Annotated in this window: 22 protein-coding genes; 12 read left to right on the plus strand and 10 right to left on the minus strand. The window is 58.4% G+C overall.

The features are described 5' to 3' along the window. Positions 1 to 104 precede the first annotated feature (104 nt). Positions 105 to 2,291 (plus strand): methyl-accepting chemotaxis protein, encoded by a 2,187-nt coding sequence (locus QA648_RS20515; RefSeq protein WP_283053272.1) that lies wholly within the window; start codon positions 105 to 107, stop codon positions 2,289 to 2,291. A 728-nt stretch (positions 2,292 to 3,019) separates the two neighbouring features. Here QA648_RS20515 and QA648_RS20520 read toward each other — a convergent pair. Together QA648_RS20520 and QA648_RS20525 are read right to left on the minus strand one after the other, a co-directional pair. Then, positions 3,020 to 3,679 (minus strand): acyl-homoserine-lactone synthase, encoded by a 660-nt coding sequence (locus QA648_RS20520; RefSeq protein ID WP_283053274.1) that lies wholly within the window; start codon positions 3,677 to 3,679, stop codon positions 3,020 to 3,022. A gap of 144 nt (positions 3,680 to 3,823) precedes the next feature. Beyond that, complete coding sequence (locus QA648_RS20525; protein WP_260304714.1) at positions 3,824 to 4,567, minus strand: LuxR family transcriptional regulator; 744 nt, start codon at positions 4,565 to 4,567, stop codon at positions 3,824 to 3,826. Between the two features lie 881 nt (positions 4,568 to 5,448). Between QA648_RS20525 and QA648_RS20530 the strand changes: the two genes are divergently transcribed. The 10 genes from QA648_RS20530 to QA648_RS20575 all read left to right on the plus strand — a co-directional run bounded on the left by QA648_RS20530 (position 5,449) and on the right by QA648_RS20575 (position 16,247). Further along, positions 5,449 to 5,886, plus strand: coding sequence for a lipocalin-like domain-containing protein (locus QA648_RS20530; protein WP_260304715.1), 438 nt, complete (start codon positions 5,449 to 5,451; stop codon positions 5,884 to 5,886). Between the two features lie 49 nt (positions 5,887 to 5,935). Continuing rightward, positions 5,936 to 7,387 (plus strand): glycoside hydrolase family 15 protein, encoded by a 1,452-nt coding sequence (locus QA648_RS20535; RefSeq protein ID WP_283053276.1) that lies wholly within the window; start codon positions 5,936 to 5,938, stop codon positions 7,385 to 7,387. After that, entirely contained in the window at positions 7,384 to 7,827 is a 444-nt protein-coding gene (locus QA648_RS20540) for a hypothetical protein (protein ID WP_104826168.1), read from the plus strand. Before QA648_RS20535 ends, QA648_RS20540 begins: the two co-directional genes overlap by 4 nt. A gap of 1 nt (position 7,828) precedes the next feature. Then, entirely contained in the window at positions 7,829 to 9,586 is a 1,758-nt protein-coding gene (locus QA648_RS20545) for a GMC family oxidoreductase (protein WP_283053279.1), read from the plus strand. Positions 9,587 to 9,766: 180 nt separating this feature from the next. Continuing rightward, positions 9,767 to 11,623 carry a GMC family oxidoreductase gene (locus QA648_RS20550; RefSeq protein ID WP_283053280.1) on the plus strand — a complete coding sequence of 619 codons (1,857 nt, stop codon included), beginning with the start codon at positions 9,767 to 9,769 and terminating at the stop codon, positions 11,621 to 11,623. 43 nt (positions 11,624 to 11,666) lie between these two features. Next, positions 11,667 to 12,773 carry a ferritin-like protein gene (locus tag QA648_RS20555; protein WP_283053282.1) on the plus strand — a complete coding sequence of 369 codons (1,107 nt, stop codon included), beginning with the start codon at positions 11,667 to 11,669 and terminating at the stop codon, positions 12,771 to 12,773. Then, the gene (locus tag QA648_RS20560) at positions 12,770 to 13,315 is read left to right on the plus strand and encodes a hypothetical protein (RefSeq protein WP_245464152.1); all 546 of its coding nucleotides are present in this window, start codon (positions 12,770 to 12,772) and stop codon (positions 13,313 to 13,315) included. Before QA648_RS20555 ends, QA648_RS20560 begins: the two co-directional genes overlap by 4 nt. Beyond that, positions 13,312 to 14,250, plus strand: coding sequence for a myo-inosose-2 dehydratase (iolE, locus tag QA648_RS20565; protein WP_283053283.1), 939 nt, complete (start codon positions 13,312 to 13,314; stop codon positions 14,248 to 14,250). The genes QA648_RS20560 and iolE overlap by 4 nt, the downstream gene beginning before the upstream one ends. 2 nt (positions 14,251 to 14,252) lie before the next feature. Further along, positions 14,253 to 15,269 (plus strand): sugar phosphate isomerase/epimerase family protein, encoded by a 1,017-nt coding sequence (locus QA648_RS20570; RefSeq protein ID WP_283054332.1) that lies wholly within the window; start codon positions 14,253 to 14,255, stop codon positions 15,267 to 15,269. Between the two features lie 48 nt (positions 15,270 to 15,317). Next, entirely contained in the window at positions 15,318 to 16,247 is a 930-nt protein-coding gene (locus QA648_RS20575) for a heme-binding protein (RefSeq protein ID WP_283053284.1), read from the plus strand. Between the two features lie 139 nt (positions 16,248 to 16,386). Here QA648_RS20575 and QA648_RS20580 read toward each other — a convergent pair whose 3' ends face one another. From QA648_RS20580 to QA648_RS20590, 3 genes are all read right to left on the minus strand, one after another. Continuing rightward, entirely contained in the window at positions 16,387 to 17,289 is a 903-nt protein-coding gene (locus QA648_RS20580; RefSeq protein ID WP_283053286.1) for an NADP-dependent oxidoreductase, read from the minus strand. Between the two features lie 114 nt (positions 17,290 to 17,403). Beyond that, a complete protein-coding gene (locus tag QA648_RS20585; protein WP_260304725.1) occupies positions 17,404 to 17,826 on the minus strand; it encodes a DoxX family protein in 423 nt (140 codons plus the stop codon). A gap of 75 nt (positions 17,827 to 17,901) precedes the next feature. Then, positions 17,902 to 18,738 carry a class III extradiol ring-cleavage dioxygenase gene (locus QA648_RS20590; protein WP_283053288.1) on the minus strand — a complete coding sequence of 279 codons (837 nt, stop codon included), beginning with the start codon at positions 18,736 to 18,738 and terminating at the stop codon, positions 17,902 to 17,904. A gap of 130 nt (positions 18,739 to 18,868) precedes the next feature. Between QA648_RS20590 and QA648_RS20595 the strand changes: the two genes are divergently transcribed. Further along, entirely contained in the window at positions 18,869 to 19,813 is a 945-nt protein-coding gene (locus QA648_RS20595) for a LysR family transcriptional regulator (protein ID WP_283053291.1), read from the plus strand. A gap of 30 nt (positions 19,814 to 19,843) precedes the next feature. Here the strand turns inward: QA648_RS20595 and QA648_RS20600 are convergent, their stop codons facing one another. The 5 genes from QA648_RS20600 to QA648_RS20620 form a co-directional block, all read right to left on the minus strand. Beyond that, on the minus strand, positions 19,844 to 20,200 hold the full coding sequence (locus QA648_RS20600; RefSeq protein WP_283053293.1) for a hypothetical protein: 357 nt from the start codon (positions 20,198 to 20,200) through the stop codon (positions 19,844 to 19,846). Positions 20,201 to 20,271: 71 nt separating this feature from the next. Next, positions 20,272 to 21,114, minus strand: coding sequence for a DUF3313 domain-containing protein (locus QA648_RS20605; protein WP_283053295.1), 843 nt, complete (start codon positions 21,112 to 21,114; stop codon positions 20,272 to 20,274). Between the two features lie 224 nt (positions 21,115 to 21,338). After that, on the minus strand, positions 21,339 to 22,769 hold the full coding sequence (locus QA648_RS20610) for an efflux transporter outer membrane subunit (RefSeq protein ID WP_283053297.1): 1,431 nt from the start codon (positions 22,767 to 22,769) through the stop codon (positions 21,339 to 21,341). Positions 22,770 to 22,953: 184 nt separating this feature from the next. Further along, entirely contained in the window at positions 22,954 to 24,243 is a 1,290-nt protein-coding gene (locus QA648_RS20615; RefSeq protein WP_283053298.1) for an ATP-binding protein, read from the minus strand. Positions 24,244 to 24,245: 2 nt separating this feature from the next. Then, entirely contained in the window at positions 24,246 to 24,932 is a 687-nt protein-coding gene (locus tag QA648_RS20620) for a response regulator (protein WP_104826183.1), read from the minus strand. Positions 24,933 to 25,052 lie beyond the last annotated feature (120 nt).

Raw genomic sequence — 25,052 nt, forward strand, 5'->3', positions numbered from 1 at the left:
CATAGCTCCGCACTTTTTGAAAAGTCACCCTGCGATTCTTCATGAGAAATTTATTTTCTTTTGAAAAAAATTCGAAAGATGCGAAATGGAGCACGCGGATACCAATGAAGACGCTTTCGGGGAAGCTCGTAATTGCAACCGGTATTGCAGTTGCGACGATTTTGCTTGGATATACAGCAATCAACACAATTTCCGCCAAGTTCAGGACCGAACAGGAAGTCATGCTCAGGGCGACGGAGCAGGCAGCTTCTGTCAGCCAGAGTGTTGCTGTTCAAATCACCGAGGCGACTTCGGCAGGCAAGGCGCTAGCGTCATCGCTGGTAGGTTTTGTCGATGGCGGATCAAGAAAGCGGGCGGATATTGTTGCCATGCTAAAGACGGTGCCGCCGCAATACTCCAATGTATTCGGCGCCTGGATGTGCGAACTTATCGACGGGAAGTCCCCAAAGCCGACCTCCGGCGATGAGGGATTGAACAAGGAAGGTATTTTTACGCCTTATTGGACCAAGGGCGACAGCGGCCAGATGGAGTTCTCGACTTGGAAAATCGATCCCAAGCAGGAATATTATCGCGTTCCGCTGGAAACCGGAAAGCCGGTCATCACCTCTCCCTATCTCACCAACATGAAGAAGCTGGTCACGTCGGTTTCCGTCCCGATGACGTTGGATGGACACATCGTCGGATTGGCGGGTGTTGACATAAAACTCGATGATCTGACAGCGGCGCTCAACACGATGCATCCGTTTGGAGACGGGCGCGTCATGCTTGTAGCCAATGATGGAAAGTGGCTTGCGCATCCGAGCCAGGATAATCTCATGAAGGACTATGGCGACGTCGGCGCCGATCTGGTCAAACAAGCGCTGGCGGATGGCAAAATGCGCGTCGTCCCCGGAATGCCAGACGGCGTAGTTCGCCTTGTCTATCCGTTTAGCGCTCCCGGAATGAATACGACCTGGGCCGCGATTCTTGACGTTCCCGCTTCGGCCTTCGCGACACCTGTTCGCCAGCAGATGTATAGCGCCATCCTTGGCGGCTTCGCCATTCTGGTCGTGACGCTCGGCGTCATCCTGATCGCGAGCCGAAGCCTGATCGGCAAGCCGCTGACGAATGTGCTGGCCCATGTCCATCGCATGGCGAATGGGAACTATCGTGACGCGATCGCGGTCGGCAAGAGGAGCGATGAGCTCGGAAGCCTCATCTCGGCTCTGGAGATGTTTCGCCAGGAACTCGCCAACGGCGACAAGATGAAGGCCGACCAGGAAATCCTGCAAGGCCAGATCGAATTGGATCGAAAGACGCAGCGGAATCACGAAGTTGCCAAGGCCGAGGACCTCCGCCAGTTTGTTGAGACCGTGCAAACGCGATTTGAACGCCTTGCTTCCGGCGATCTCACGGTGCGCATGAACGAACCAGTCGCCCCGGAATTCGAGATGATCCGGCAAAATTTCAACACCGCCATCGCGGCTCTCGAGGAAACGATCCTCAATGTCGTCCAGTCCGTCTACACGATCAGGGGCGGGCTCAACGAGATTTCCAATGCATCCAACGATCTCGCGCGGCGCACCGAGCAGCAGGCAGCCTCTCTTGAAGAAACGGTCGCGGCGCTTGGTGAAGTCACCCGTGGCGTGAATGAGACCGCAGACGGCTCCCGCAAAGCGCAAGATGTTGTTTCGAACGCGCGAGGCGATGCCAAGACGGGTAGCGAGGTCGTTTCCCGCGCAATCTCGGCGATGATGGAGATTCAAACCTCCTCCAACAAGGTCGGCAATATCCTGCGGGTGATCGACGAGATTGCCTTCCAGACAAATCTGCTTGCTCTGAATGCCGGCGTCGAAGCTGCGCGGGCCGGGGAGGCAGGCAAGGGCTTTGCAGTTGTGGCTCAGGAAGTTCGGGAACTTGCGCAAAGATCGGCCCAGGCTGCCAAGGAAATTGCCGCGCTGATTTCGCTGTCGTCGTCACAGGTCGGAGCAGGTGTCGATCTCGTCGAGGAGACGGGAACATCTCTGTCGCACATCGTCACCAAGGTCAGCGATCTAACCGAGACCGTAAACGCAATTGCAGCCAGCGCTGCGGAGCAAGCGGTAAGTTTGCGAGAGGTTTCGGCGGCTGCGGACTTGATGGATAAGGTTACGCAGCAAAACGCGGCGATGGTTGAAGAGACGACGGCTGCCGCAAGAAGCCTTGCCGACGAAACAAATTCTTTGGCCAATTTCGTCGCACGGTTCAAACTGAGCAAAGCGCGCGGCTCCGTTGAGCACACAAGGGAAACGAACTTCGCCTTGGCGAGCTGACTGATCGCCCAGCTATCATTTGGGCAGCAGATACGAGAACTGCCCAGGCAGAAGGCGTGCGGAGGTCAATGGTAGCGTCATATCGCCTGCCGATTTGTCGATCGGCAGGCCTCATGCCCGAGATCCTGGGCCGATCGGCGCCGCCGCGTTTCACGGCGCTTTTTCTTGCAAGCTAGTGGACCTTTCTTTCGACCTCAGTTTCAGTTGCTACGCTGAGCATTTGAAGCAGATATCGTATCAATGTGACGTCCTCGGTGGACGTCTGGTTTTCAAATACCTGAGTGATGATCGCTCTCAAATTATTGGCCTGGTCGTGCACCAGCTCCTTAATATAGATTTCGGATTCCGCAAAAATTGCATTTTCGTTCTGTTTATCGCTTGTCATCTCACACCAACTGGTCCTGAAGCGTCTTTCCGGTTTGTCCGGCATTCTGCAGCCCTCAATTCTCGATCGAACTGATCGATCATGCGTTGCACCCATGGCTCATTGTAAACGTCGTCGCCGTCCGGACGGCGATCGCGTTCTTGGACGGATCTAATCTGCTCGACCAATGCTCGCAGCAGTGACATAACCCCCTCATTTCAGCTCGTTTCCGGAACGGAGCGACCTGGCGCATCTCGTTTGAAATCCGTCGGCCGCGTTCGACAATCGGCGCTTGCAGCGCCTTCCGATCGCATAATGTCGCCTGCTTCAAGCCGGCTCGCGCTTGCGGATTTGGCCATTGCTTTCACTTAGCCAAATAGGCGCTTTCATTGTGGTTTGAACGAGCTCTTGCATGAGCCAAATAGGGAAGGTGGCTCAAAGTAGTCTCGGGCTTCAGCGGGTTGCGAAGCTCTGGTTCCAGCAAGAGGGTTGTTCCCTGGATGGAGTAGAGTTGATGATGCTTCATCAAACCGGCCATCGAAGGCTTTGCTTGGATCGGCACAATCAAGCCGCCCTCCAGCAGTGATGGCAATCCGAGTTTGGTTACCTGCCAACCCGTCGAAATCAGCAGATCCACCAACTTTGGATGCGTTTCGACAATCACCGAAGTAATGCCAGCGACAAGGCAAAACTCCATGACGCCGGTCATCAAGACATGGGAGGCCGGCACCTGATTGATCAGTATGTCACCTTCCGCGACACATCGGGTCCACTCGAAAATGTCTGGCGAGCGTGGCCATGTTCCGCCGTTCATTATCTGAGGGTATACGTCCGACAACAAATGCGGTTCTGTCGTCGGGAGCAATCGCGTATATCCGACAACGGCATCTTCGTGAAAGAGGGCGAGATGCACGGCGCGGTCGCGATCGAACTGGTCAATTTCCAATCCGTCGCTTCTGCGAATGGCTTCCCAACCGAGCCTTTCCACAAATTGCTCGTGCCGAAAGCGCCAAATTTTCTCCATTGTTTGCTCGTTCGTTGCCGAGCAACCGACGTAGACTTTTATCATCCTTGCCCCTGATTTTACGGCAAGAATGCATGATAGTCCCTGTCATTTAAATGAGTAAAAATACCCAGCTTTCAGTCGTTAGCCGACTTCTAAGACCCTTTAGCGAAGTATTCCGAAACGAAAACTTTCCGCTATCATCTGCGCCGAATTCACGACATTCAGTTTGCGCTGAACATTCAGGATCTCATTCTGAATGGTGCGGTGCGAACGTCCCAGAATTTCGGCGATCTCGATGGCTGTCTTGCCCGCCGCGCACCATTGAATGATCTCACGTTCCCGCGCCGTGATCCGCAACAAGCTCCGGTCTCGCGATCTCGCCTCCTTTGCCATGAGGCCACGCAGGGCGTTGTGGGCGTAGATCGACAGAATATGCAACGCCCCTCTGGCGGCGTTGGAGAGGTCCACCTTTTCGGCACCAAATGTAACAACCGCCTGGAAGCCACTCGCTGTGTGCAACGGCACGCTGTAGCCGTCTTTCATTTTGAATTCTCTGGCTTCGTTCATGACGCGTCGCCCGTGACGGCCAAGCTCTTGATCTCGCAGCGCCTCGGACCAAACGAAAGCGCCGTCCTGCATCTTACAGAGCTGGATAATGGGATCAGCGTGCACGTAATTGTTCGACAAATAGTGTTCAAACCATTCCGTCGGCCAGGCATTCAACATGAAGTAGGAATCGATGCGTTCTGTGGGCAAGGGTATGCCGGAAATTGCAAAACAGTTGAAACCGAAGTGGCGTGCGGATCTGTCCAGGGATCCGAGTATGTCTTCCTTGCTTTTTGCGGCTGTTGTTTCCGACAAAAAGTCGAACATTAGATTTGCGGTTGCCACTGCTTCGCTGTTCACTCGCCCCTCCCCAGGATTTCAGACAATGTAGGGCATATTAGCTCAAGGAAGTATTATTTTCATGACCGCATCCCGCCGAATGCTGTGTGTATATGATATTTTTATAATAAACTTGAATACAGAAAGGAAGGTCATTGGCGAGAGCAGGGCGGTCCGCATGATCTGATGGACATACCACATCCCATGAATTGCACGGCTTCGCTTCGCTTTCATGCTCCTGGTCCGCGCTGGCAGCTTCGCCACAGGTCCCCTTGTCCAATCGAAAATGCACTTAAAGGTAGGCAAAATTGCTTATTTACCGTTGCGTAAGGTAGCTGTTAAATCCGACATTAAGGGAAGGAAATAACAGGCAAACGGGTGCGGGCTTACCGGAGGCCAACGATGGTCTTTCGTTGGAGGCAATGCCGTGCAGAATGGCATTGCCTGGCCGATCTTTCGGCATCTGGGAAAGAAATTCGAAAGAGCTATGCAGGCGGGATCGAACTCGCCGCTTAAACCTCCGATACCGACGGAAGCGCCGACTTCCGTCGGCACCAATAAAAATCGTCAGCTTTCAGAATCGATCCTCAACATCACTGGGTCGATGAGGCGGTGAAGCTACGGCTTGGCCGCAGCCAGGAGAGACCGGCAACGGGCACGCAGCATGTGCGGCCTGTTTCGGGAAATTATGACGTGTGACTGATGGAGGGGCACTTGTCCTGCCTCATCGATCAGTCTTCAGGCCTAATGATGGGACGTTTGCGCCGAGGTCTTCGCGATCTCGTGCCGAAGCGCCAATGCTTGAATTCCGAAAGTCGAACCAAACTCAAAGCCTTGCGTCACGGTCGTAGACGACCGTGCGGGGCGCAGCGATTACGTTTCCGGCAAGCAGAGAGGGGCCTATGAACAGCCTTAAAGGATCTTGGAAACTATCAGGATGGCGCAGGACGACCAGCAAGGGGGATGTTTCCTATCCGCTTGGTGAGGAAGCATCGGGTTTGCTTGTCTACACGTCGAGCGGCACGATGATGGTGCAAATGACGGCCGCAAACCGTCCGGCTTTCGAAACCAGCGATCCTCTCGGGGGGAGTGCAGAGGAGCGGGCGGCCGCATACTCAACGTGCCTCGCTTATTTCGGCAGCTACAGGGTTGCCGAAGGCAAGGTCACGCACCGGATCGAAGGCAGCTCCTTTCCCAATTGGTCGGAAACCGAACAGGTTCGCCCCTACGAGCTTAAGGGCGACGAACTGATCTTGCGCACGCCCCCTTCTGAGAGCGGCGGAATAACCACCGTGAACGAAATGTCCTGGATCCGCGTCAAGGGACCAGCCGACGCCTGATCCACTTGGGCGCGGCTGCGCCTCATTCATGCATTCGAGGGAGGAATAGATGAACATCACCAGCACCATCCATCATACGGCCCGTGCTCGGGCGGGAGTGCCGCTTGCTTTGGGAAGGCAGCACCCGAAAGCGGCCTACCAACAAACCGATCTGGCAGCTCTCGCCAAATATTTCATTCTGCTGATGCTGCGCAATGTCACGAGTGACGGCTATGTCATCGAGGATCCCGCCAATCCCGGGCAATATTCGGTGCCGGGATGCATTATCGCCGCGCCTTCCTTTCCTTCCAACACACCCGGCGTCGATCAAGACTATGTCTATAATTGGGTGCGCGACGCTGCGATCACCGCCATCGAGATCGCGGCTGCCGACTTGCCTGCAACCCCAGGCGGAGGCGTGCCGAGTCTCACGGATTATGTCAGCTTCGCCAGGCTCTGTCAGAGCAATGCCCATCCGACGCTGGGGCATGCATGCTTTACCGTGGCCGGGCAGCCGCGTCCCTGGACCGAACAGAATGACGGCCCCGCCATTCAGAGCCTCGCCCTCCTGCAGGCCTATCCTCAGTTGGACGCAGCGACACAGGCCATCGCAAGACAGGTCATCGAAACAAATATCTCTTATCTCCTCGGCGCCTACCAGCAGCCAACCACCAATCTGTGGGAGGAGCACGAAGGTCTGTCCTTCTTTGCGCGCTCGGTTCAGCTCCGCTGTTTCCGGGAGGTTGCCGCCAATAGCTACGGCATCGGCGTTGCCGCCAATGTCCCAACGGCAATTGCCTGGCTTGAAAACGCCCTCCAGGATCATTGGAACGGCTCGTACTATGTGACGATGCTGGCGCCGGGCGCCGGTCCCGGCGTTTCCATTGTTTCCGGCGACCTTGGCTACGATCCAAACATCGACATCATTTCAGCCTGTGTCTATGGAGCGGTGCCGACAACCGACACGAGGTTGCTTGCGACGGCAGCCCGCCTGCGCAGCCAGTGGGCGGACCCCAATTCCAATTCGTTCTACCCGATCAATGGTACGGATCAGGCACGCGGGATTGGTCCTCTCCTCGGTCGCTATCCGGGCGACACCTATGACGGCGATGTCGCCCATCCCGTCGCCGGCGGGCATCCCTGGGCCCTGTGCACATGCAACTTTGCGGAGCTTTACTATCGTCTCGCAAACGACGTCGATCACGCAGGCAAGGTTCCCTTGGATAGTCTGTCCGAGGATTTCTTCGCACAGGTTGGGGTGACGAGCACGACCTCCATTGCCGATGCGTCCGCCGCGCTGCGAAACGCGGGTGACGCTATGCTGCGCGCGGTTGTCTATCACAGCGATCGTTATGAGTTGAGCGAGCAGTTCGACGGCACGTCCGGCTACGAAAAGAGCGTGCACAATCTGACATGGAGCTACGCATCATTTCTGTCTGCGGTGCGCGCCAAAACCGGCGGAAGCAAATTGTCCGGTAAGGCCGCCAGCAAGTCCGCGCGGACGTCCGGAGGCAAGAAATGAGCGAGCGCTTTGCAAGCTTCATTGCTCTCTCAAGCGTGCTGACCGGTTTCAACGCGATGCAGCTTCACGCCACCGGCCTGGCGGAAACCTATCTCGGCCTGCTGGATCAGATCGTTCCCGTCGATATCGTGAACGATCTGCTCGAAAGCCTTCGAGAACTGCCGGCGAACCGGGATGGTGAGCGATCAGCGGCAATTCTTAGGGATCCGCAACTTGGGCCGATCGCGCGCAACGTGATCATGCTTTGGTACTGCGGCACCTGGCAACAATTGCCTGCGGGATGGCGTACCGCCTTTGGAGCATCGCCGCTCGACAAAACCCATCTGGTCTCCGGTGCGGCCTATCAGGCCGGCCTGCAATGGCTTGCGGCGGGTGCCCATCCGCCGGGAGCCAAGCAGCAAGGTTTCGGCGCATGGGCCTTGGCGCCCGCGGGGGGATGACATGACGACCGAGATGTCCTTTGACGTGGTGATCGTTGGCGCCGGTGTTGCCGGCGCCCTGATCGCCAAGCGTCTGACCAAGGCCGATATGCGGGTTCTGCTGCTTGAGGCAGGACCCGGCACGACGCGCAGCTACAACGAGTACACGCAGCATCTGGAGCACTTTTACGCCGCAAACAGCAAAGGCCCGGAATCGCCGTGGCCGCCGGCGGTCGCCGCCCCGCAACCGGACACGGCCGATTTGCGTTCGAACAACGGCTATTTCGTCCAACGTGGGCCGAATCTCTATGGCAGCAGCTACACGCGGCTATGGGGTGGATCGACCCTCCACTGGCTTGGCGTGTCGCTGCGCATGCTGCCGGAAGACTTCCGCATGCGATCGCTTCACGGGGTCGGGCGGGACTGGCCCATCGATTACGACACCATCGCACCCTATTACGAGCAGGCCGAACACGAAATCGGCGTTTCCGCCGACGTCTCCGAACAGCACTATCTCGGGCTTCGCTTCTCCGACGGCTACGACTATCCGATGCAGCGCGTCCCGCCCAGTTTTTCGGATCGGGTACTCGGGACGGCGGTTGACGGTATGGAGGTTCAGCTTCAGGACGAGTCGTTCCGGCTCAGGGTTCGAAGCTATCCGGCGGCTCGCAATTCGCTGCCGCGCAAGTCCTACCGGCCGGTGGGCACCGGCTATCTCGGAGAGCGCTGCGAAGGCAATACATCCTGTACGCCGATCTGTCCGGTGCAGGCGAAATACAATGCCAGCAAAACCCTCGCTCAGGCGGATTCGACCCGGCTGACCTTCATGACACAGGCGGTCGCCTCGAAGATCCATATCGATCCGGCAAGCGGCGCAGTGAAGGGGATCGAGTATCAGCGCTATGAGGATCAGACCTCGGCAGAGGCTAAGACCTTCGTCGCAAAGGCCCGCGTCTACGTTTTGGCGGCCCATGCCGTGGAAAATGCCAAGCTCATGTTGGCTTCGGGTATCGACGGTCCGCGCGGTCAAGTCGGCAAGACCCTCATGGATCATCCGACGCTCTATGCCTGGGGGCTCGCGCCCTCTTCGATCGGTGCCTATAGAGGCCCGCAGTCGACGGCCGGCATTGAGGATTTGAGGGGCGGCGCGTTTCGCTCAAAACATGCGGCATTCCGCTTTGACATCGGCAATGACGGCTGGCGGGCGAGCACTGGAGCTCCAGATACAGCGGTTTTGCAGGCGGTGATGAACGGCGGGCTCTACGGCTCGGCGCTGCGTGGGGAACTGGAAGCGACGCTGCCGCGCCAAATCCGCTTCTCCCTTGCTGTCGAACAGCTTCCCGATGCTGCCAACAGCGTCAGCATCGATCCGCGCTATCGCGATCCCCTCGGCAATCCGCGCCCCGTGATCGATTACAGGATCGATGACTATACGCTGGCCGGAATGGCGGCCGCTTCGGGCGTCGCCGAAGCCGTGTTTGGTCGAGCCGGGATAAAGGATTGTACCGACCCGGATAAGGGAAGCTGGTTCCCCACTGTCCAATATCAGGATCGCACTTTTAGCTATCACGGCATGGGGCATTTTGCTGGCACGCATGCCATGGGCGCGGACCCCAGCGGCTCCGTCCTCGATTTGGACCAGCGGGCCTGGGAGCATCGGAACCTCTTTGTCGTCGGCTCCGGCAGCTTCCCAACGCTTGGCACATCCAATCCCACGCTGACCCTATCGGCTTTGGCGTTGCGGACGGCGGATCGGTTGATCGCGACCTTCGCACACTGATCGCATTTGCGCGTGCCGGCAAAAAACCGGCCGACGAATTCATCTATCCGGAGCGGTCCTTTGATCGCGCCACGCAAAAGGGAGCAAGCGGAATGCATCTATCATGTCGGCTGCGCGCCAACCGGAAAGAAGGGCGAGAGAGCAGCACCCGTTTTTCACCGCATAGAATGGAGGTGCGCCATGCTGTTTGCCATTGACTCTGCACGAAGGACCGACGCCGGAGCCGTCGCTGCGGACGGAAATTATGATGCGGTGGTCGTCGGCACCGGCATCTCGGGCGCCATCATCGCCAATGAGCTCAGCAAGGAGGGCAAGCGTGTCCTCGTCCTGGAAGCTGCGTCCGGAACGAACCGGACCTTAGCCGGATATGATGCCCTAGTAACCAACTTTTATAGTGCAGCAAGCAAGGACAACCAGTCGCCCTATCCGGTCAATCCCAATGTTCCTATGCCGCGTAGCGGGGAGCTGCGCAAGCTCCAGCCGGGCGAAACCGACGCCTCGACCTATATGGTGCAATCCGGTCCCTACGTGACCGACACGACCTATACGCGGATTTTTGGCGGCACGACCATGCACTGGGAAGCCAAAACGCCGCGACTGTTGCAGGAGGACTTCAAGTCGAATGCACTTTACGGTCAGGGGCTCGATTGGCCACTAGACTATCACGACATCGAGGCGGACTATCAGATTGCTGAGCGCGAGATCGGCGTGTCGGCCGATGTCGAGGACCAGAGCTATCTCGATATCACCTTTCTCCCCGGTTACGTCTATCCCATGCGGGGTCTGCCGCTTTCCTACCTGGACCAGAAGGTGGCAGAGGGCATCGACGGAACCACGGTCGAGCTCCGCGGCGAGACCTATCCCGTCAAGGTGCGACCCTATCCCCAGGGACGCAACGGCATCCCCAATCCAGCCTATGACGGTGGCAAGGGATATGTGCCGGTCGGTGCGGTCAATACGCACGAGGTCGAGGAGGGGGGACGCTGTCAGGGCAACACGAACTGCGTTCCGATCTGTCCCGTGCAGGCGCGCTATCATTCCGGGAAAACGCTGGCGAAAGCATTCCAGACCGGCCGCGTCGATCTCCTCGCACAGGCTGTCGCCTCGCGCGTTCTGATCGACAGTGACTCGGGCCGGGTGACTGCACTCGAGGTCAAGGTCTACAAGAATGAGGCCTCGGCTGAATATGAAACGATCACCGTCAGGGGCAAGATCTTCGTGCTGGCCGCAGGCGCCATCGAAACGCCGCGGCTGATGTTGGCATCGGGCCTGCAGAGTTCGAGCGGGCTGATCGGCCGCAACCTGATGGATCACGCCTATTTGCTGAGCTGGGCGCTGATGCCGGAGGTTTGCGGCACCATGCGTGGCACGAGTTGCACCGGCGGCATCGTGGATTTGCGCGGCGGCGCTTTTAGGCGGCATCAGGCGGCCTTCAGCGTCGATATTCACAATGATGGCTGGGGCTGGGCTGTCGGCTCGCCCTATTCTGACGTCACGGAGCTCGTAGACCAGCATAACCGCTTCGGCGGCGACCTACGGCAGGGCCTGATAGACCGCATTTCGAGTCAATTGCTGCTCGCCTTCATGATCGAAGTGATGCCGGTCGAGAGCAATCGCGTCACGGTTGATCCGAAATATACCGATCTGCTCGGCAATATGCGGCCGGTCGTCTCGTTCACTGTTCCTGAATACACGATGCGTGGTGCCGCCTATGCGCGGGAGTTCGCAAAGACCATGTTTGCCCGGCTCGGTGCAGCCGACCACACCCGCTACGACCCCAGCGATTACGGCTACGTGAACTACGAGGGCGAAGGCTATGCCATCCGTGGCGGTAACCACCTGGCCGGCACCCACATCATGGGATCGGACAAGCAGAGGTCGGCGGTAAACATCGACCAGCGCTCATGGGAGCACGACAACCTCTACCTAGTCGGGGGCGGGAGCATGCCCACCATCGGTACCGCCAACGTCACCTTGACCCTTGCCGCACTGTGCTACCGCAGCGCTCGAGCAATGCTGAAACAGTTGCAACGATAAGCCTCGGACCGCTTCCGCGCGCACAACAATCGGAGAAGCCAGCATGTCTGACACTATTACAACGCTTCATGCTCTCAAGGAGCATCTGTACGCAGCAATGCAACTGGAACATGCAACCATTCCGCCCTATCTGACGGCGCTTTATTCGATCAAGCCCGGCACCAACGTGGATGCTGTCCAAGTCATTCGGGTGGTCGCGGTTGAGGAAATGCTGCACTTGACGGTTGCGGCAAACCTTCTGAATGCCATCGGCGGAAGCCCTGATCTGACCAAGCCAGGATTCGTGCCTTCCTACCCCGCTCATCTTCCGGACGGTGAAACCGATTTCAAAGTAAGTCTGGCGTCGTTCAGCAAGGAGACGCTTGCGATCTTCAAGAAGATCGAGCGTCCGCGTCTCGCCCCGGGATCACAGAAGCTGGTGAAACGCCTGTACCGTGGAAGCGTATCGGTACTTGCAAGCTATCCGGGCGCCAGCGACATGCAATATTACAGCATTGGGGATTTCTACGCTGCCATCGAAGACGGATTCGAGCGTCTTGAGAAGGAAGCGAATGCCGCCGGTAAGACGATTTTCATCGGGGATCGGAAGCGCCAGGTCACATCGGAATATTACTATTCCGGCGGCGGCGAGCTCTTTCCCGTCATTGATATCGAAAGCGCAAGATCGGCGATTCGCCTGGTGATGGAACAGGGTGAAGGTGCCGGTGGCGGCATCTATGACCATGAGAGAGAACTCGCGCATTACTACCGCTTCGACGAGCTGGACAGAGAGCGCTACTACCAGCCGGAGGACAGGCCCGGCCATCCGACCGGCCCGACCTTCAGCGTCGATTGGCAGGCGGTTTATCCGGTCAAACCCGATCTGAAACTCGGCGACATTGACGGTAATAAGAGCGCCGAACTCTACGAGGCGGCGCTCTCGTTCAATCAAACCTATGCGGAATTCCTGGAGCAATTGACGCTGGCTTTCAACGGCCAGCCGCAGTTGCTGCTGCAGGCAGTGCCCAGAATGTTCGAATTCAGGAATCTGATGGGAGACCTGATCCGCAATCCCCTGCCCAACCACCCCGGCCAATATGCGATGGCGACGTTTGAGATTGGCGACAAAGAACTGGTGCGAGGCGTGGCGATCGAGGAGGCGCAGGCATGAGTACCAAAGATCATTCGCACCACTTTCTTGCCTTCTCGACGGAGGTGAGCGCCTTTGCCACCTTCGAATTGTGGGCCACAGGCCAGGTCGAAGCCTACCTCGCGACCGTCACCGCCGCAGTTGGCGACGAGATCTTGAACGAACTGCTTTTCACCTACGAAAAGATCTGTCTGGAGACGGAAGGACAGCCTTCGTCCAAGCGGAAGGCACGTCTGCGCCGGGAGATTTTTGGAAGCGAGAAACTTGGCCCTGTCGCGCGAAACATCATCAAGCTCTGGTACGTCGGCACTTGGTACGAACTGCCGACGGCCTGGTTCGAGGCGTTCGGTGTCAGGTCAAAGGACGTGACCTTTGTCGTATCGCCGGCGGCCTATGCCGAAGGCCTGATGTGGAAGGCGATCGGAGCCCATCCCGCGGGGGCGAAGGCCCCGGGTTACGGGTCATGGGCGTCCCCGCCACGGATTCCGGCATTCGCGGGCGAGCATGCGAATGCGCAAGTCAAGGAAGTTCAAGTCAACCGCAACGAAGGATTGGCAAAATGAGCACGCAAACACCTCGACTCTCCCCCGATAAAGTCTGGCTTGGAATCACGCCGACGCTTTGGTGGAATGATGATTTCATCAATATCGATATCGGCATTCCCTTCGAGCAATGCATCAGTGAAATGGCGCTCGCCGGCTATGTCGGCTGCAGCATCGGCCACAAATATCCGACGAACCCCAAGGTTCTGAAGGCGGCACTCGACCTGCGTGGTCTGCGCGTCTCTGAACCATGGGTCAGCACCTATTTCACGATTAAAGCCATGAAAGAGCAGACAATCGCAAAGGTTCGCGAGCAACTCGCCTTTCTGGAGGAGATGGAGCGCGGCAGCACGGATCCGAGGAGAGCGGATCTTGTCGTGGCCGAGTTCGGCCATGCCGTCAATCCGCTGCCATTCGCGCTGTTTCCGAATTGCCCGACGTTGACCGACGAACAGTGGGATCGGTTGGTGGATGGACTGCATCAGATTGGCAGGATTGCCAGGGAGGAAGGTCGGCGCCTTTGCTATCATCCGCATCTCGGCACCGGTGTGATGATCGCTTCGGCCGTCGATCGGCTGATGGAAAGGACCGATCCGGATATCGTCCATCTGTTGCTGGATACCGCCCATCTTGCCGCCGCCGGCGTCGATCCCCTGGCTGTCACCAAGAAATACGCTTCCCGCATCAAGCACATCCATCTGAAGGATATCCGCGCCGATGTCGTAAGCCGCGTTCATGCCGAAGGGCTCTCCTTCGAGGCGGCCATCGAGGCCGGCATATTCACCGTTCCCGGAGACGGCTCGATAAAGACCTTCCCACAAATTCTTGCGATGCTCGCCGAAGCCGATTTTGCCGGTTGGCTGGTGATCGAGGCCGAGCAGGATCCGGCAAAGGCCAATCCGCTCAAATACGCCAAGATGGCGCGCGCCTATCTACAAGAGACGCTTGGGTGGTAGCGATGGATCAGGGCGCAAAAAGAGAGATCCTGCTGAGCCTGTTCATGTTCACGGCGGACCTGCGGCCGAATGATCGGGCCTATACCCAAATCCTGATCGATCACATCAAGGCCCTTCTCGCCATGGGTTACGACGGCTTCGACTTGCCGATCGCCGCCCAGCAGACGAGCGATCATCAGGCCGAGATCGACAGCTACACCCGCTTCAGGCAGGCCTTGGACGCCGCCGGCCTGGAAACGATACGCTTCACGACCAATGTCGGGACAACCCGGACCTTCGATCCAACGTCGCCTTTCCGGGAGCAGCGGGAAGGCGCCTTGGCCTATTTGAAGTCCCGCGTCGACATCACGTCGATCCTGGGTGGCAAGACCGTCATGGCGGGGCCGATCGTCTTTCCTTATGGCGTTTTTCCGACGCTCGATTCCGGCACGCCGCTATGGAGCGATGCGCTGCAGGATTGGCTTGAACCTCGCTACAGGCTCGCGCGGCCGATTATCGAGGAACTCGCCAATTATGCGGAGAAGAGGGCGGTCAAGCTCGCGATCGAGCCGGTGGACCATTGGGAAACACCGGCGCCGAACATGGTCTCGGATGTGCTCGATTTTCTGGAAGGGGTCGGCAGTTCCCAGGCGGGCTTGACCATCGACAGCGCCCATGTGGTGCTTGGAAGCAGCGGACCTGCGGCTTTCCAGAACGACTTGCGCAACACCGTGGCGCAGCGTCGTCTGAACTACATACATATTTCTGCGCCTGATCGAGGCGCGTTGAAGGACTGCTGGATCCCCTGGGAAAGCTTCCTTGCGCCGATCCTGCCGGTCTATGATGGCCCATTCCTGATCGAAGTCTTCAACGCGGTGCCGGCTTTTCTCGGCGGCCTGCGTCTAACCCGTCGCAAGTTCTGGATTCCCGGCGAGGATCAGCCGGTGGCGGACCAATCCAGTGCCTACGACGTCGCCCGCGACGGTTTGGAAACCCTCCGGGAGGAATTCGCCAAGCTTGAGTATCTTTCGGCGCTTTAATCGATCCGCTGACACCGACCAATATCACAAAAAGGACTGGTGACGACGATGAACGAAATACAGCCTTCACCTCTTCACATGCGGGGCCTGACCACATTGCGGCGCGTGGCACCGTCTCAGCCGGTCACCGCCGATCGACTCGGCGCCCTGGCGGATCTTCCGGGCTTCTGGGAGGGGACGGGTTTCAGCCTTATTGCTCGTCCCGATTATTCCGGGCGCAGCGAAAACGGCTTCTACCTTCAACTCAATCTGTTGCATGAAACGATCGAATTCACTTCGATCGGCTCCCCCGTCTTCAATCGTGGCAGCGAGCAAGGCGATATCGCCATTTATGGCGTCACCTATCTGCATCGCGTCACGGACGGCACCAATGGCGGCGCGCTTCATATCGAACCCGGCATGTGGCTGACTATCCCGGCAACCACTGCGCCAAAGGCCGATGCGAGCATTGCGAGGTTGGGCACGATCCCCCACGGCAACGCCTTCTGTACGGTTGGTTTCGTACAGCATGCGGAGTTCAACAAGGTGCCGGAGATTCCGCCGGCCAATACGATACCCTTCCCCATAAACGGCAAGCCGCCGGAACCCGGCAGCAAGAATCCGTATCCGGAATATGACCTCGCCATTCCGAGCCAATTCCGAACCAATCCTGTCCCGGCAGGCATTGTTCAGGCGATGATCGATGACCCGAACCAGGTGCTGCGGGATACCTTGAACCATCAGGTCTTCGAGCAGGGGCAGACGCTCAAGCAGATCACACGGTTGATAACCTCCACGGCCGGCGGCATCGCAAATATCCCGTTCATCACCACTAATGCCAATACGCTCGATCTCGACTCCGTCTTTGCCATCGAAACTGTCGTGGACGCTCTGGGTAACGAGTTTCTGCAACTGCAATATTCGCAAACCGGCTTGCTGAATTTCAAAGGCAAGAGCTTTCCGCACGTAACGGTCGGAACATTGATCAAAGCATTTTAGGCTGGTTTGGCGAAGTGCCGCTATGCGGTTGGAGCCGGTTCTGCGACCAGAACCGGCTCCCCGTGACATTATCGTTCTCTCCCCGCAATGCCGGCCGGAACGGCTGGGACGAAACCTCATCGCGGGAGGATTTTTCCCATTAATGTTTCAAAACGACCTTCCCTTGAGCTCCCGCGGCGACCGCGTTTTGGGCCGCACCGATCTCTTCGAGCTGGAAGCTGTGCGATATGGGTATCACGAGCAATCCCCGCGCGGCTGCGTCCAGAACTGCGTCGAGCGTGGCAGCATCGGTTCGATGGTAGAGTTCGTGGATGATCACGCGCTTGTCCGTGTTGGCGCCCTCGGGCACCGGAACGATGCTGGCGATTTGGCCGCCGTGTTTCACATGTCCTATGAGGTTTGCTGCCACAGGCGCCGCGGCGCTGATCGCGTAATCAAAGGTTGGGCTCTCGGCCGGCACCGTGATATCCAAGGCTTCCCCTGCTAGTTCACGAGCCTCGTTCAATCGCCCTGGGCGAACGCCGGCGACAGGTTTGGCACCTATCTGCTGGAGGTATTGGATTGCGGCGCGGCCGACGGAGCCGAGCGCACCCGAGATCAATACACGGTCGCCTGCCTTGACACCCAAGGCATCCACCGTCTGCCGCCCGGTAAGGCCAGCCTTAACCAGGGCCGCTCCTTGTTCGAACGTCAGTGCGGTGGGCAGCTTGGCAACGGAGGTCGCGGGCACGAGTCCGAATTCGGCATGGGCGCCTTTGCCATTCGCTGAGAAGTCGGCAACGACCCTGTCGCCGACCGCAAAGCCCGTAACGCCTTCACCGATTTCCGATATCGTGCCAGCGGCGTCCCCGCCCAGTACTGCCGGCAGCGGAAGCGGTATGTACTGAGCCATAAAACCTTGGCGCAGGATGAGATCGAAGGGGTTAACGGCCGAAGCTTCGATTTTGATCAGGACTTCACCGGCTCCCGGCTTCGGTGTCGGAATATCACCGATCTCAAATTGCTCGATACCGCCATAGGATTTCAGAAGAGCAGCCTTCATTGCTTGTCTCCAGATGTCTGGTGTTGCTTTCACAAAATTCCGGTCTTCCGCCGAACGTTTGATCAGATCGCATGAGCGCGATACGCCCCTGCCGTCCGACGGAAGTACGTTGGCTTATGCGTTCTTGGTGGCTGAGATCTGGTTCGAAGACGAGCGTCGGATGTTGTCCAATGCCCAGCTACCGGCGCCGGCAAAGGCGATGAAGAGGAAGATGAAGCAGAACATGATGGCTGGCTCGCCCATGTTGAGCGCGGGCCAGAAACCTTGCGGCGCATGCGCCATCCAGTAGGCGGCGGCCATTTCGCCCGAGGCGACAAAGGCGGCGACGCGCGTGAAAAGACCGGCGGTAATCAGCAATCCAGTGACGATCTCGATTGCGCCGGCGATGAGCATGATGGCCGGCAATGGATAAGGCACGCCCGGAATTGCCGCCGGGAACTGGAAGAATTTCATCGTCGCGTGTTCGAGGAACAGCAGTGCGGTCACGATCCGCAAAATCGCGAGGACATGAGGCGTCCATTTCGTGGTGTTCAACATGATATTTCTCCTGAATGGCCGTTGAGATCGTCAAGCGGCGGTGGTGTTGATTTCGATTTTCTTTTCAGCGCTTCATCATTGGCCTGACGCGGCGATGGGCGCATTGCCGAAGCGGAAGCTGGAAGCCGTGAGCCCGCCTGCGAAGTCATTCTGATGGTAGGTGACGGCGCCGGGTTCATCTCTTGCGGCCCCGACTGCCACCATCAGCGGGATGAGATGATCCTCGCGTGGATGCGCAGCACGGGCAGATGGTGCCTGCTCCCATTCGAGCAACAGCTTCGCTCGCTCATAGGGAGAAGAGTGGACCAGCGTCTGCTGGAGCCACGCATCGAACTGGCGGGATGGCTCGTGGCCTTCATTGCCCCGCATGGCCCTCAGATTGTGATAGCTGAGGCCGCTTCCGATGATCAGCACGCCTTCATCGCGCAGCGGCGCCAGCGCGCGCCCGGCTTCAAGATGCAATGCCGGATCGTAGCTCACGTCCAGCGAGAGCTGAACGACAGGCATGTTTTCCTCGGGATAGAGCGGCTTCAGGATACTGAAAGTACCATGGTCGAAACCACGGGTCGGATCGAGCGCAGCCTCAATGCCGCGTCCCTGCAGCAGAGCCTGCACGCGCTTGGCAAGCTCAGGCTGGCCCGGCGCACCATATTTGATGTGATAAAGATATTCGGGGAAGCCGTGATAGTCGTAGACCATCCCCGGCTGGGCGCCTGAAGATATGGCGAAGCGCTGTTCTTCCCAATGGCCGGAAACGACCAAGATCGCCCGGACTGCATTGCCGAGTTCCGCGCGCATTTCGACTAGAGATTGCTCGAGCTTGTCGAAGTTACGGCGGAATCCATCGGTGATATAAGGCCAGGGACCGCCGCCATGGCTGACGAAATAGGTCGGAAGACTAAGCTCATTCATAGGATCTGCCCTTGTCGAACTGTGCGGATGCCGCATGGCATCCCGGCTTGATGGTCAGACCTTGAACTTTTCGCCAATGTTGATCAATGTGCCTTACATTGAAGAACTATTTCCTCAGAGTTGATGATCAATGGACACCTTGACGAGTTTGCGCGTCTTTTGCGCCGTGGCTGAACTTAAGAGCTTCACAGTGGCTGCAGATCGCCTTGGCCTCTCGCCCGCCATGGCGAGCAAACATGTGATGCACTTGGAAAGCCGGCTGGGCACGCGGCTGCTGAACCGAACCAGCCGGCACGTCAGCATGACCGAGAGCGGCATGCTCTATTTCAACCAGACCAGGCAGATGCTCGACGGACTGGATGAGGTGGAAGCCGCCGTGAGCAACGTCACGGTCATGCCCCGCGGAACACTAAAGTTCAGTGCCCCGGTATGGGCCGCAAATTCGCTCATCGCCCGCGTGCTTGCCGAATATCAGCAGCGCTATCCCGACGTGCGCTTCGACATGGATCTTAGTGGCCGGATCGTCAATCTGGTGGATGAGGGCTTCGATCTCGCTTTGCGCGCGACCGCACCCGAGCGGCTCGATCCGAGCCTTGTCGCACGCCCCTTGATGCAGGTTGCCTTTCATCTCGTCGGATCTCCCGGCTATCTGTCACGAACAGGGCGTCCTACCGAACTGGCTGATCTCAATGGTCACGCGCTGCTGGCCTATAGCGGCATGAACGTGAACGGCGGCTTGGCGATCAAGGGAACAGAGGGACCGGAAACGGTGAATTTCCGGCCCGTCATGCAAAGCGAAAACGAGATCATGCTGCATCTGGCCGCGCTCGAGCATATGGGCCTCGTCTTTTTGCCGATATGGATGACGCAGAATGACATTGCCGAAGGGCGCCTGGAGTTGGTGCTTCCCAAAGCCGTGACATTCAACGCCACTCTTCATGCCGTTTATCCCAGCAAAAAATACCTTTCAGCCAAGGTTCGCACCTTCATCGACTTTATCGCTGCGCGAAAGAACCTCTGCTCAGCGGCAGCCGAAGCACAGTCGGCCGGGGAGGTTCATTCCATTGATTGGTAACTTCCGGGCGGCAAACGCGACCGACAATCCCTAGCGGCTGAACTTCAGATCCGGCTTGTCGCCGTCCCAAGACTGGAGCCCGCCCGAGACCTCACGGAATCTTAGGCACTTCGTTCCCATCTTGCCGGAGAGGCACATCGCATCGCCCTTAACCGTCCAGGTGACGGAGAGCGCAAACGGCAGGGGGCCGCGTATGCTTCCAGTGCCATCCTTGTTGAGCGTGACTTTGAGCGTCTTGCCATCGGGCGCGTCGGCCATCCAGGGAGCTCCGTCGGCAAGCATGGCAGCGGCCTTTTGGGCCGGAAGATAAGCTTGCCCTTCCGTCGCGAATGCGGGGTTTGAAGCAAGAATCGCGGCGATTGCCGCAAGCTTCAGATGCATCTTCATGGTCGATATCCTTTCCTTGTTCTATTCGTTTGGAGCCTTGCAGGCTCATGCTGAGGGGGTAATGGGAGCGTCTATTGCGAAGCGGCCGCTCCTTTGTCGCTCCAGCCCGGTGGCAGGCCCAACTGGCCGGCGACTGCTCCCGTAATGCCGGGAGAAGATCCGAATGCCTTGCAGGCGTCGTATTTCGGATCGCCGCCGAGCGATGCCTTTATCTTTTGCATCGACGGCATTGCCGGCGTTCCCTTGAACGGGTCGCGGCCCTTGACCAGCATGCGACTGAAGTCGCCGCCGAATGCGGAGGAGAGGGAGTAGGCATCCCCGACGGTGGAGACGCGCGCCCTTGTCGTCAGCATGTTCGCCCCGCGCGACCAAAGCATCGCCGCCTTCTGCGCCCCGTCCTGGCCGACCGCTTCCGCTTCGACGGACAGTCCGCCGAGACCTATTGGAATCCTTGGAATTGGAACGGCGAGCGCGACCGATGCGCCGAGCGATGCGACGGCGGATGTTGCGGCGGCCGTCCTATTTGTTGGAACGATATCGGTGACCGTGGCATGGACGACGAGATCCGCCGGATGGTTAGCAGCCACGACCTGAAAACGGTCGCTGAGGCCGACGCAAAGGGCGCGGTCCATGGCGTTGGTGACAAGCGCAAGACCCTTCGGGTCCAATGCACCCCTGTTGCCGAGCTGTGCCGATGTCGGCATGATGCGCACCGTGCGCGCATTGAGAACAGACGCCGGGTCCACCCGCAGCTTTGCCTTGGTCAGCGAACCTCCCGATGCCGCCATATCCGTATAAGAACTGAGAGAAGTACCCTGGTGCAGGGGCACGCTCGCACAAGAGGGAAGTATTGCAAGCGCAGCGGCGGCTAAGGTTTGTCGGCGGACGTCAGCAAGCCTAAGGCAAAAACTCATGTGGCAAATCTTCTGAACAGGGATCGTAGCTGTGCTTTAGCAATGCCGGCGTTAATGGCCGTAAAGGCAGTGTAAAGTTGGGTAAAACTGGAGAAGAGCGGTCTTTCCGGAGGCAGGATGGAGACCGATCTATTGCCGACTGAGCACGGCAGATCGCCCCGCTATGGGATAGCGTCGGTACGACAGCTCAATACTCAAGCGCTCGCTTCAATTACCATTGCGGCTCATGGTGTCGCTGCCGGTGCCGCTGAGTTCAACGTCGCTTCTTGAGAACGATAACCCGCACCTATTGCGACGTGGAGGTCAACATAGTCCTTGGCAAGCGTCTGAATGGCTTCGGCAAGACTTGCCTGCGCATCGGAAACGTCACGCTGCGAAGTCAGGACGTCGAGCAATGAGGATGCCCCATCTTTGTAACTCATGGTCGAAAGCCGCAGAGATTCCTGCGCCGTCTTGACCTGATTGCGTAGCGCCGCCTCAGCCTGTGCATCGCGACGAATGGCAGAAAGCGCGTTTTCCACGTCTTCCGCCGCACTGTTCACCGTATCCTTCCAGGCTAGATACGCTGTTTTGGCCTTGGATCTTGCGCTATCGACATCGGCACGCAGACTTCCACCATCGAAGATCGGCAGGTCAAGGGTAGGGCCGAAGGACCAGCTTGTCAGGCTTCCGGCATTGCTTGCCGTCGAGCCGACCCGGCTCGGAGAGATCGAGCCGGACAGGGAGATGGACGGATAAAGCTTAGCCTCGGCAACGCCGATATTGGCAACGGCCTCCGCCAATTCGCGCTCGGCCTTTCGTATATCGGGACGATTGCGGATCAGATCGGCCGGAACGCCGGCTTGTATCGTGCCGTTGAACACTGGCTGTGCAGCATCCTTGCGCAGCTCCGCCTTCATCGTCGATGCCGGCATGTTAAGCAATGTCGCTATATGATGAACTTCGCTATTGAAGCTGTTTTCAAGGCCGGGGATTTCCGAACGCGTCGATTGCACCAAACCTTCGGCCTGGACGACATCGAGACGAGAAGCGGCGCCGGCACTCGATTGTTGCTTGGTAAGATCATATGTCTCGAGCCGGGATTTCAGGTTCGCGTTGGAAAGCGCGATGCGCTCTTGGTAATAGCGTGCATCGATGTAGCTCGACACAATATCCTTCATCACGGAGAGTTTCTCGTCATCAGCCGAAGCGTAGGCTGCATCCAAAGCGGCGCGTGCGCTCTCCGTCGCGCGACGGTACCGGCCGAATAGATCGAGCAGCCATGAGGCGCTGGCCTCGCCGGCGGTTGTGTTGGTGGTGCCTGTGGTCGTGCGCAGCGAACCTTTTTCACCCGAAACCGTATGCGATGCGCTGAGATCGAGGCTCGGTAATCCGCCAGCGCCGGCGGTGACGACATTTGCGGAGGCCTGATTGATTTCCTCCAATGCTTGCTGCACATCGAGGTTGCGGGACAAGCCGCGTGCCACCAGACTGTCGAGCTGCTTGTCGCGATAGGCTGTCCACCACCGGGTCGTTGAAACATCGTTGTTGCTCTTGGCTCCTCCTTCCGTGAACTTTGCCGGAAGCGGCATCTGCGGGGGGACATGATCCGGACCGCTCACGCATCCCGCCAACAGAAGCAGCAATGCCAGTGAGGAATAACGCAGGGATATCATTCAATTTCTTCCTGTGTGGCAGACGAAAGAGCGCTTCGTCGAAGGAGGGCATTTGATGGAATCCCCGGAACAGGGATCGCGGCCCAGGTGTAGCCACGCCAGCGTTAATGGCCGTTAAGACAGTGTAAAATTGGGTAAAGACACGCGCGGCTGTGGCGCCATGCGCCCTGAAGGTCGAGCCGGATCAGGCGCGATCGCTTGTCGGGCCAAACATCGCCGGGCGCCGGGGGATTTCAAGGGTGAGAGCCAGACCGCCGGCTGCCGGCAGCGACGCGGCGACCCGCCCGCCGTGACGCTCGACCGCCTGCCTGGTGATTGCGAGGCCGAGGCCATATCCACCTTCCGGCACGGCGTCGTCGCCACGGGAGAACGGCTGGAAAATGCGTTCGAGCTCATCTCGCCCAACACCCGGCCCTTGATCCGTCACGCGGATCTTGAGGAGATCAGTCGTCGTCTCGCAGGAGACCGATATGCTCGAATGCGGGGCGGTATATTTGACGGCATTGCGAATGACGTTTTCAAGCGCCCGATAGATCAGCTCGCCTTCGACTTCGGCCAGGAATATGCCGCCGACATTGGAGGTAATCGAGACCTCCCGTGCCTGAGCTTCGAATGCCGCATCGCCGAGGATCTCGTTCAACAGCTCGATGACATCAAGGGATTGCGTTTTCAAAGGCAGGCTGGCTCCGGCGTTCAGGCGGGCAAGCGTCAGGATCTCCCCCACCAGCACATCGAGTCGTTCGACCTCGCGATCCATGCGGTCCAGCATGAGGTCGAGTTTCGCCGGGTTCTGCCGAAGCACGCCCACGGCGGCCTGCAGGCGGGACAGGGGCGAACGCAGCTCATGGGATACGTCATGAAACAGCCGCTGCTGCGCATCCTGGAGTTCCTGCAGCCGCGCGGCGCTGGAATCGAAATCATGCGCGAGCGCCGTGACCTCGTCCTTTCGGCCAGCCATCTTGTCTCCGATGCGGAAGTCAAAGCGGCCATGGGCGAGCGCACTCAGGCCGTCACGCAGATGAACGACCGGGCGAATGAGATATCGGGCGAGCGCGCCCGCCGATATCGTGGCCGAAATCAGGATCGTGATCCATGGCATCAAGGGAGCCAAGGTCTCCAAGCTGAAACTGATCGGAGTTGACAACGAAATGCGATAGCAAACCCCGTCTCTCAAGACGGATCTCGTATCGGCCGTTTTCTCCTGTGTGCAGGCGTTGGCGTCGGCGACCTTGGAAAGGGTCAGGCCGAGCGGTCGCGTCTTTTCACTCATGCGCACGAAATGCGCGGCCGCGTCTTCGCCGTCCTGAACCAGAACGTTCTCAGTCAGGTTCAGCACCAGCGTCCGGCGTTCCTCCTCAAGTTCCTTGGCGAAGGGCACCGCCTGAAGCAGCTTGACGATAATGATGATGACCGCGACGGTTGTCGCCAGCGTCAGCCAGATGATGGTGAAGAACTTCCAGAAAAGCCGGGGCATGGTCAGTCCACGAGAAGTTGATAGCCCTGGCCCCGGACGGACTGGATCCAGGATTGCCCGTCCTCCCTGAGCCCGAGCTTCTGACGAACGCTGCTGATGTGAACGTCGATGCGCCTATCGAACGGCGTGAGCGGCTTTCCGAAAGCGCGCTTCGAGATGTCCTGCTTCGACACGAGTTGGCCGGCGCTGCGGGCAAGGACTTCGAGAAGGCTGAATTCGGTGCCGGTCAGTTCCAACGTCTCGCCGCGCCATTCGGCGGTGCGGCTGCCCGGATGGATCACGAGCTGGCCAGCCCTCAGCGTATCGGTCGATGCGCCGGCCGCCGGCTGTCCCGCCCGGCGCAGGATCGCCCGCAGCCTGGCCGCAAGTTCGCCCGGCGAGCAGGGCTTCGGCACATAATCGTCGGCGCCGAGGTTCAGACCGGATATGCGATCGATGTCATCGCCTCTTGCCGTCAGCATCAACACGGGAACCTGGCTCAATTTTCTGATGCGTTGTAGAACTTCTATCCCGTTCATGCGCGGCATCATGATATCGAGCACGATGATATCGACCGTATTGCCGGCGGCGGCGGCAATAGCCGCTCGACCATCCGTGTCTGTTGCGACGTCATATCCTTCCTCGGCCAGATATTCCTGCAGAAGCGTCGTCAGCTCGACATCGTCGTCGATGAGGAGAACCTTGTTCATTCACGTCGTCCGTCATTCCTATCTGTCATCCATACAATACAAATGCGAACGCGGGGCCAAGTTTTACCCAGCTTAACACTAACTTGACCGCACTTAACGTTCGTCCGGCTACTGATCGAC

The sequence above is a fragment of the Rhizobium sp. CB3171 genome (assembly GCF_029714265.1).
GTDB lineage: Bacteria > Pseudomonadota > Alphaproteobacteria > Rhizobiales > Rhizobiaceae > Rhizobium.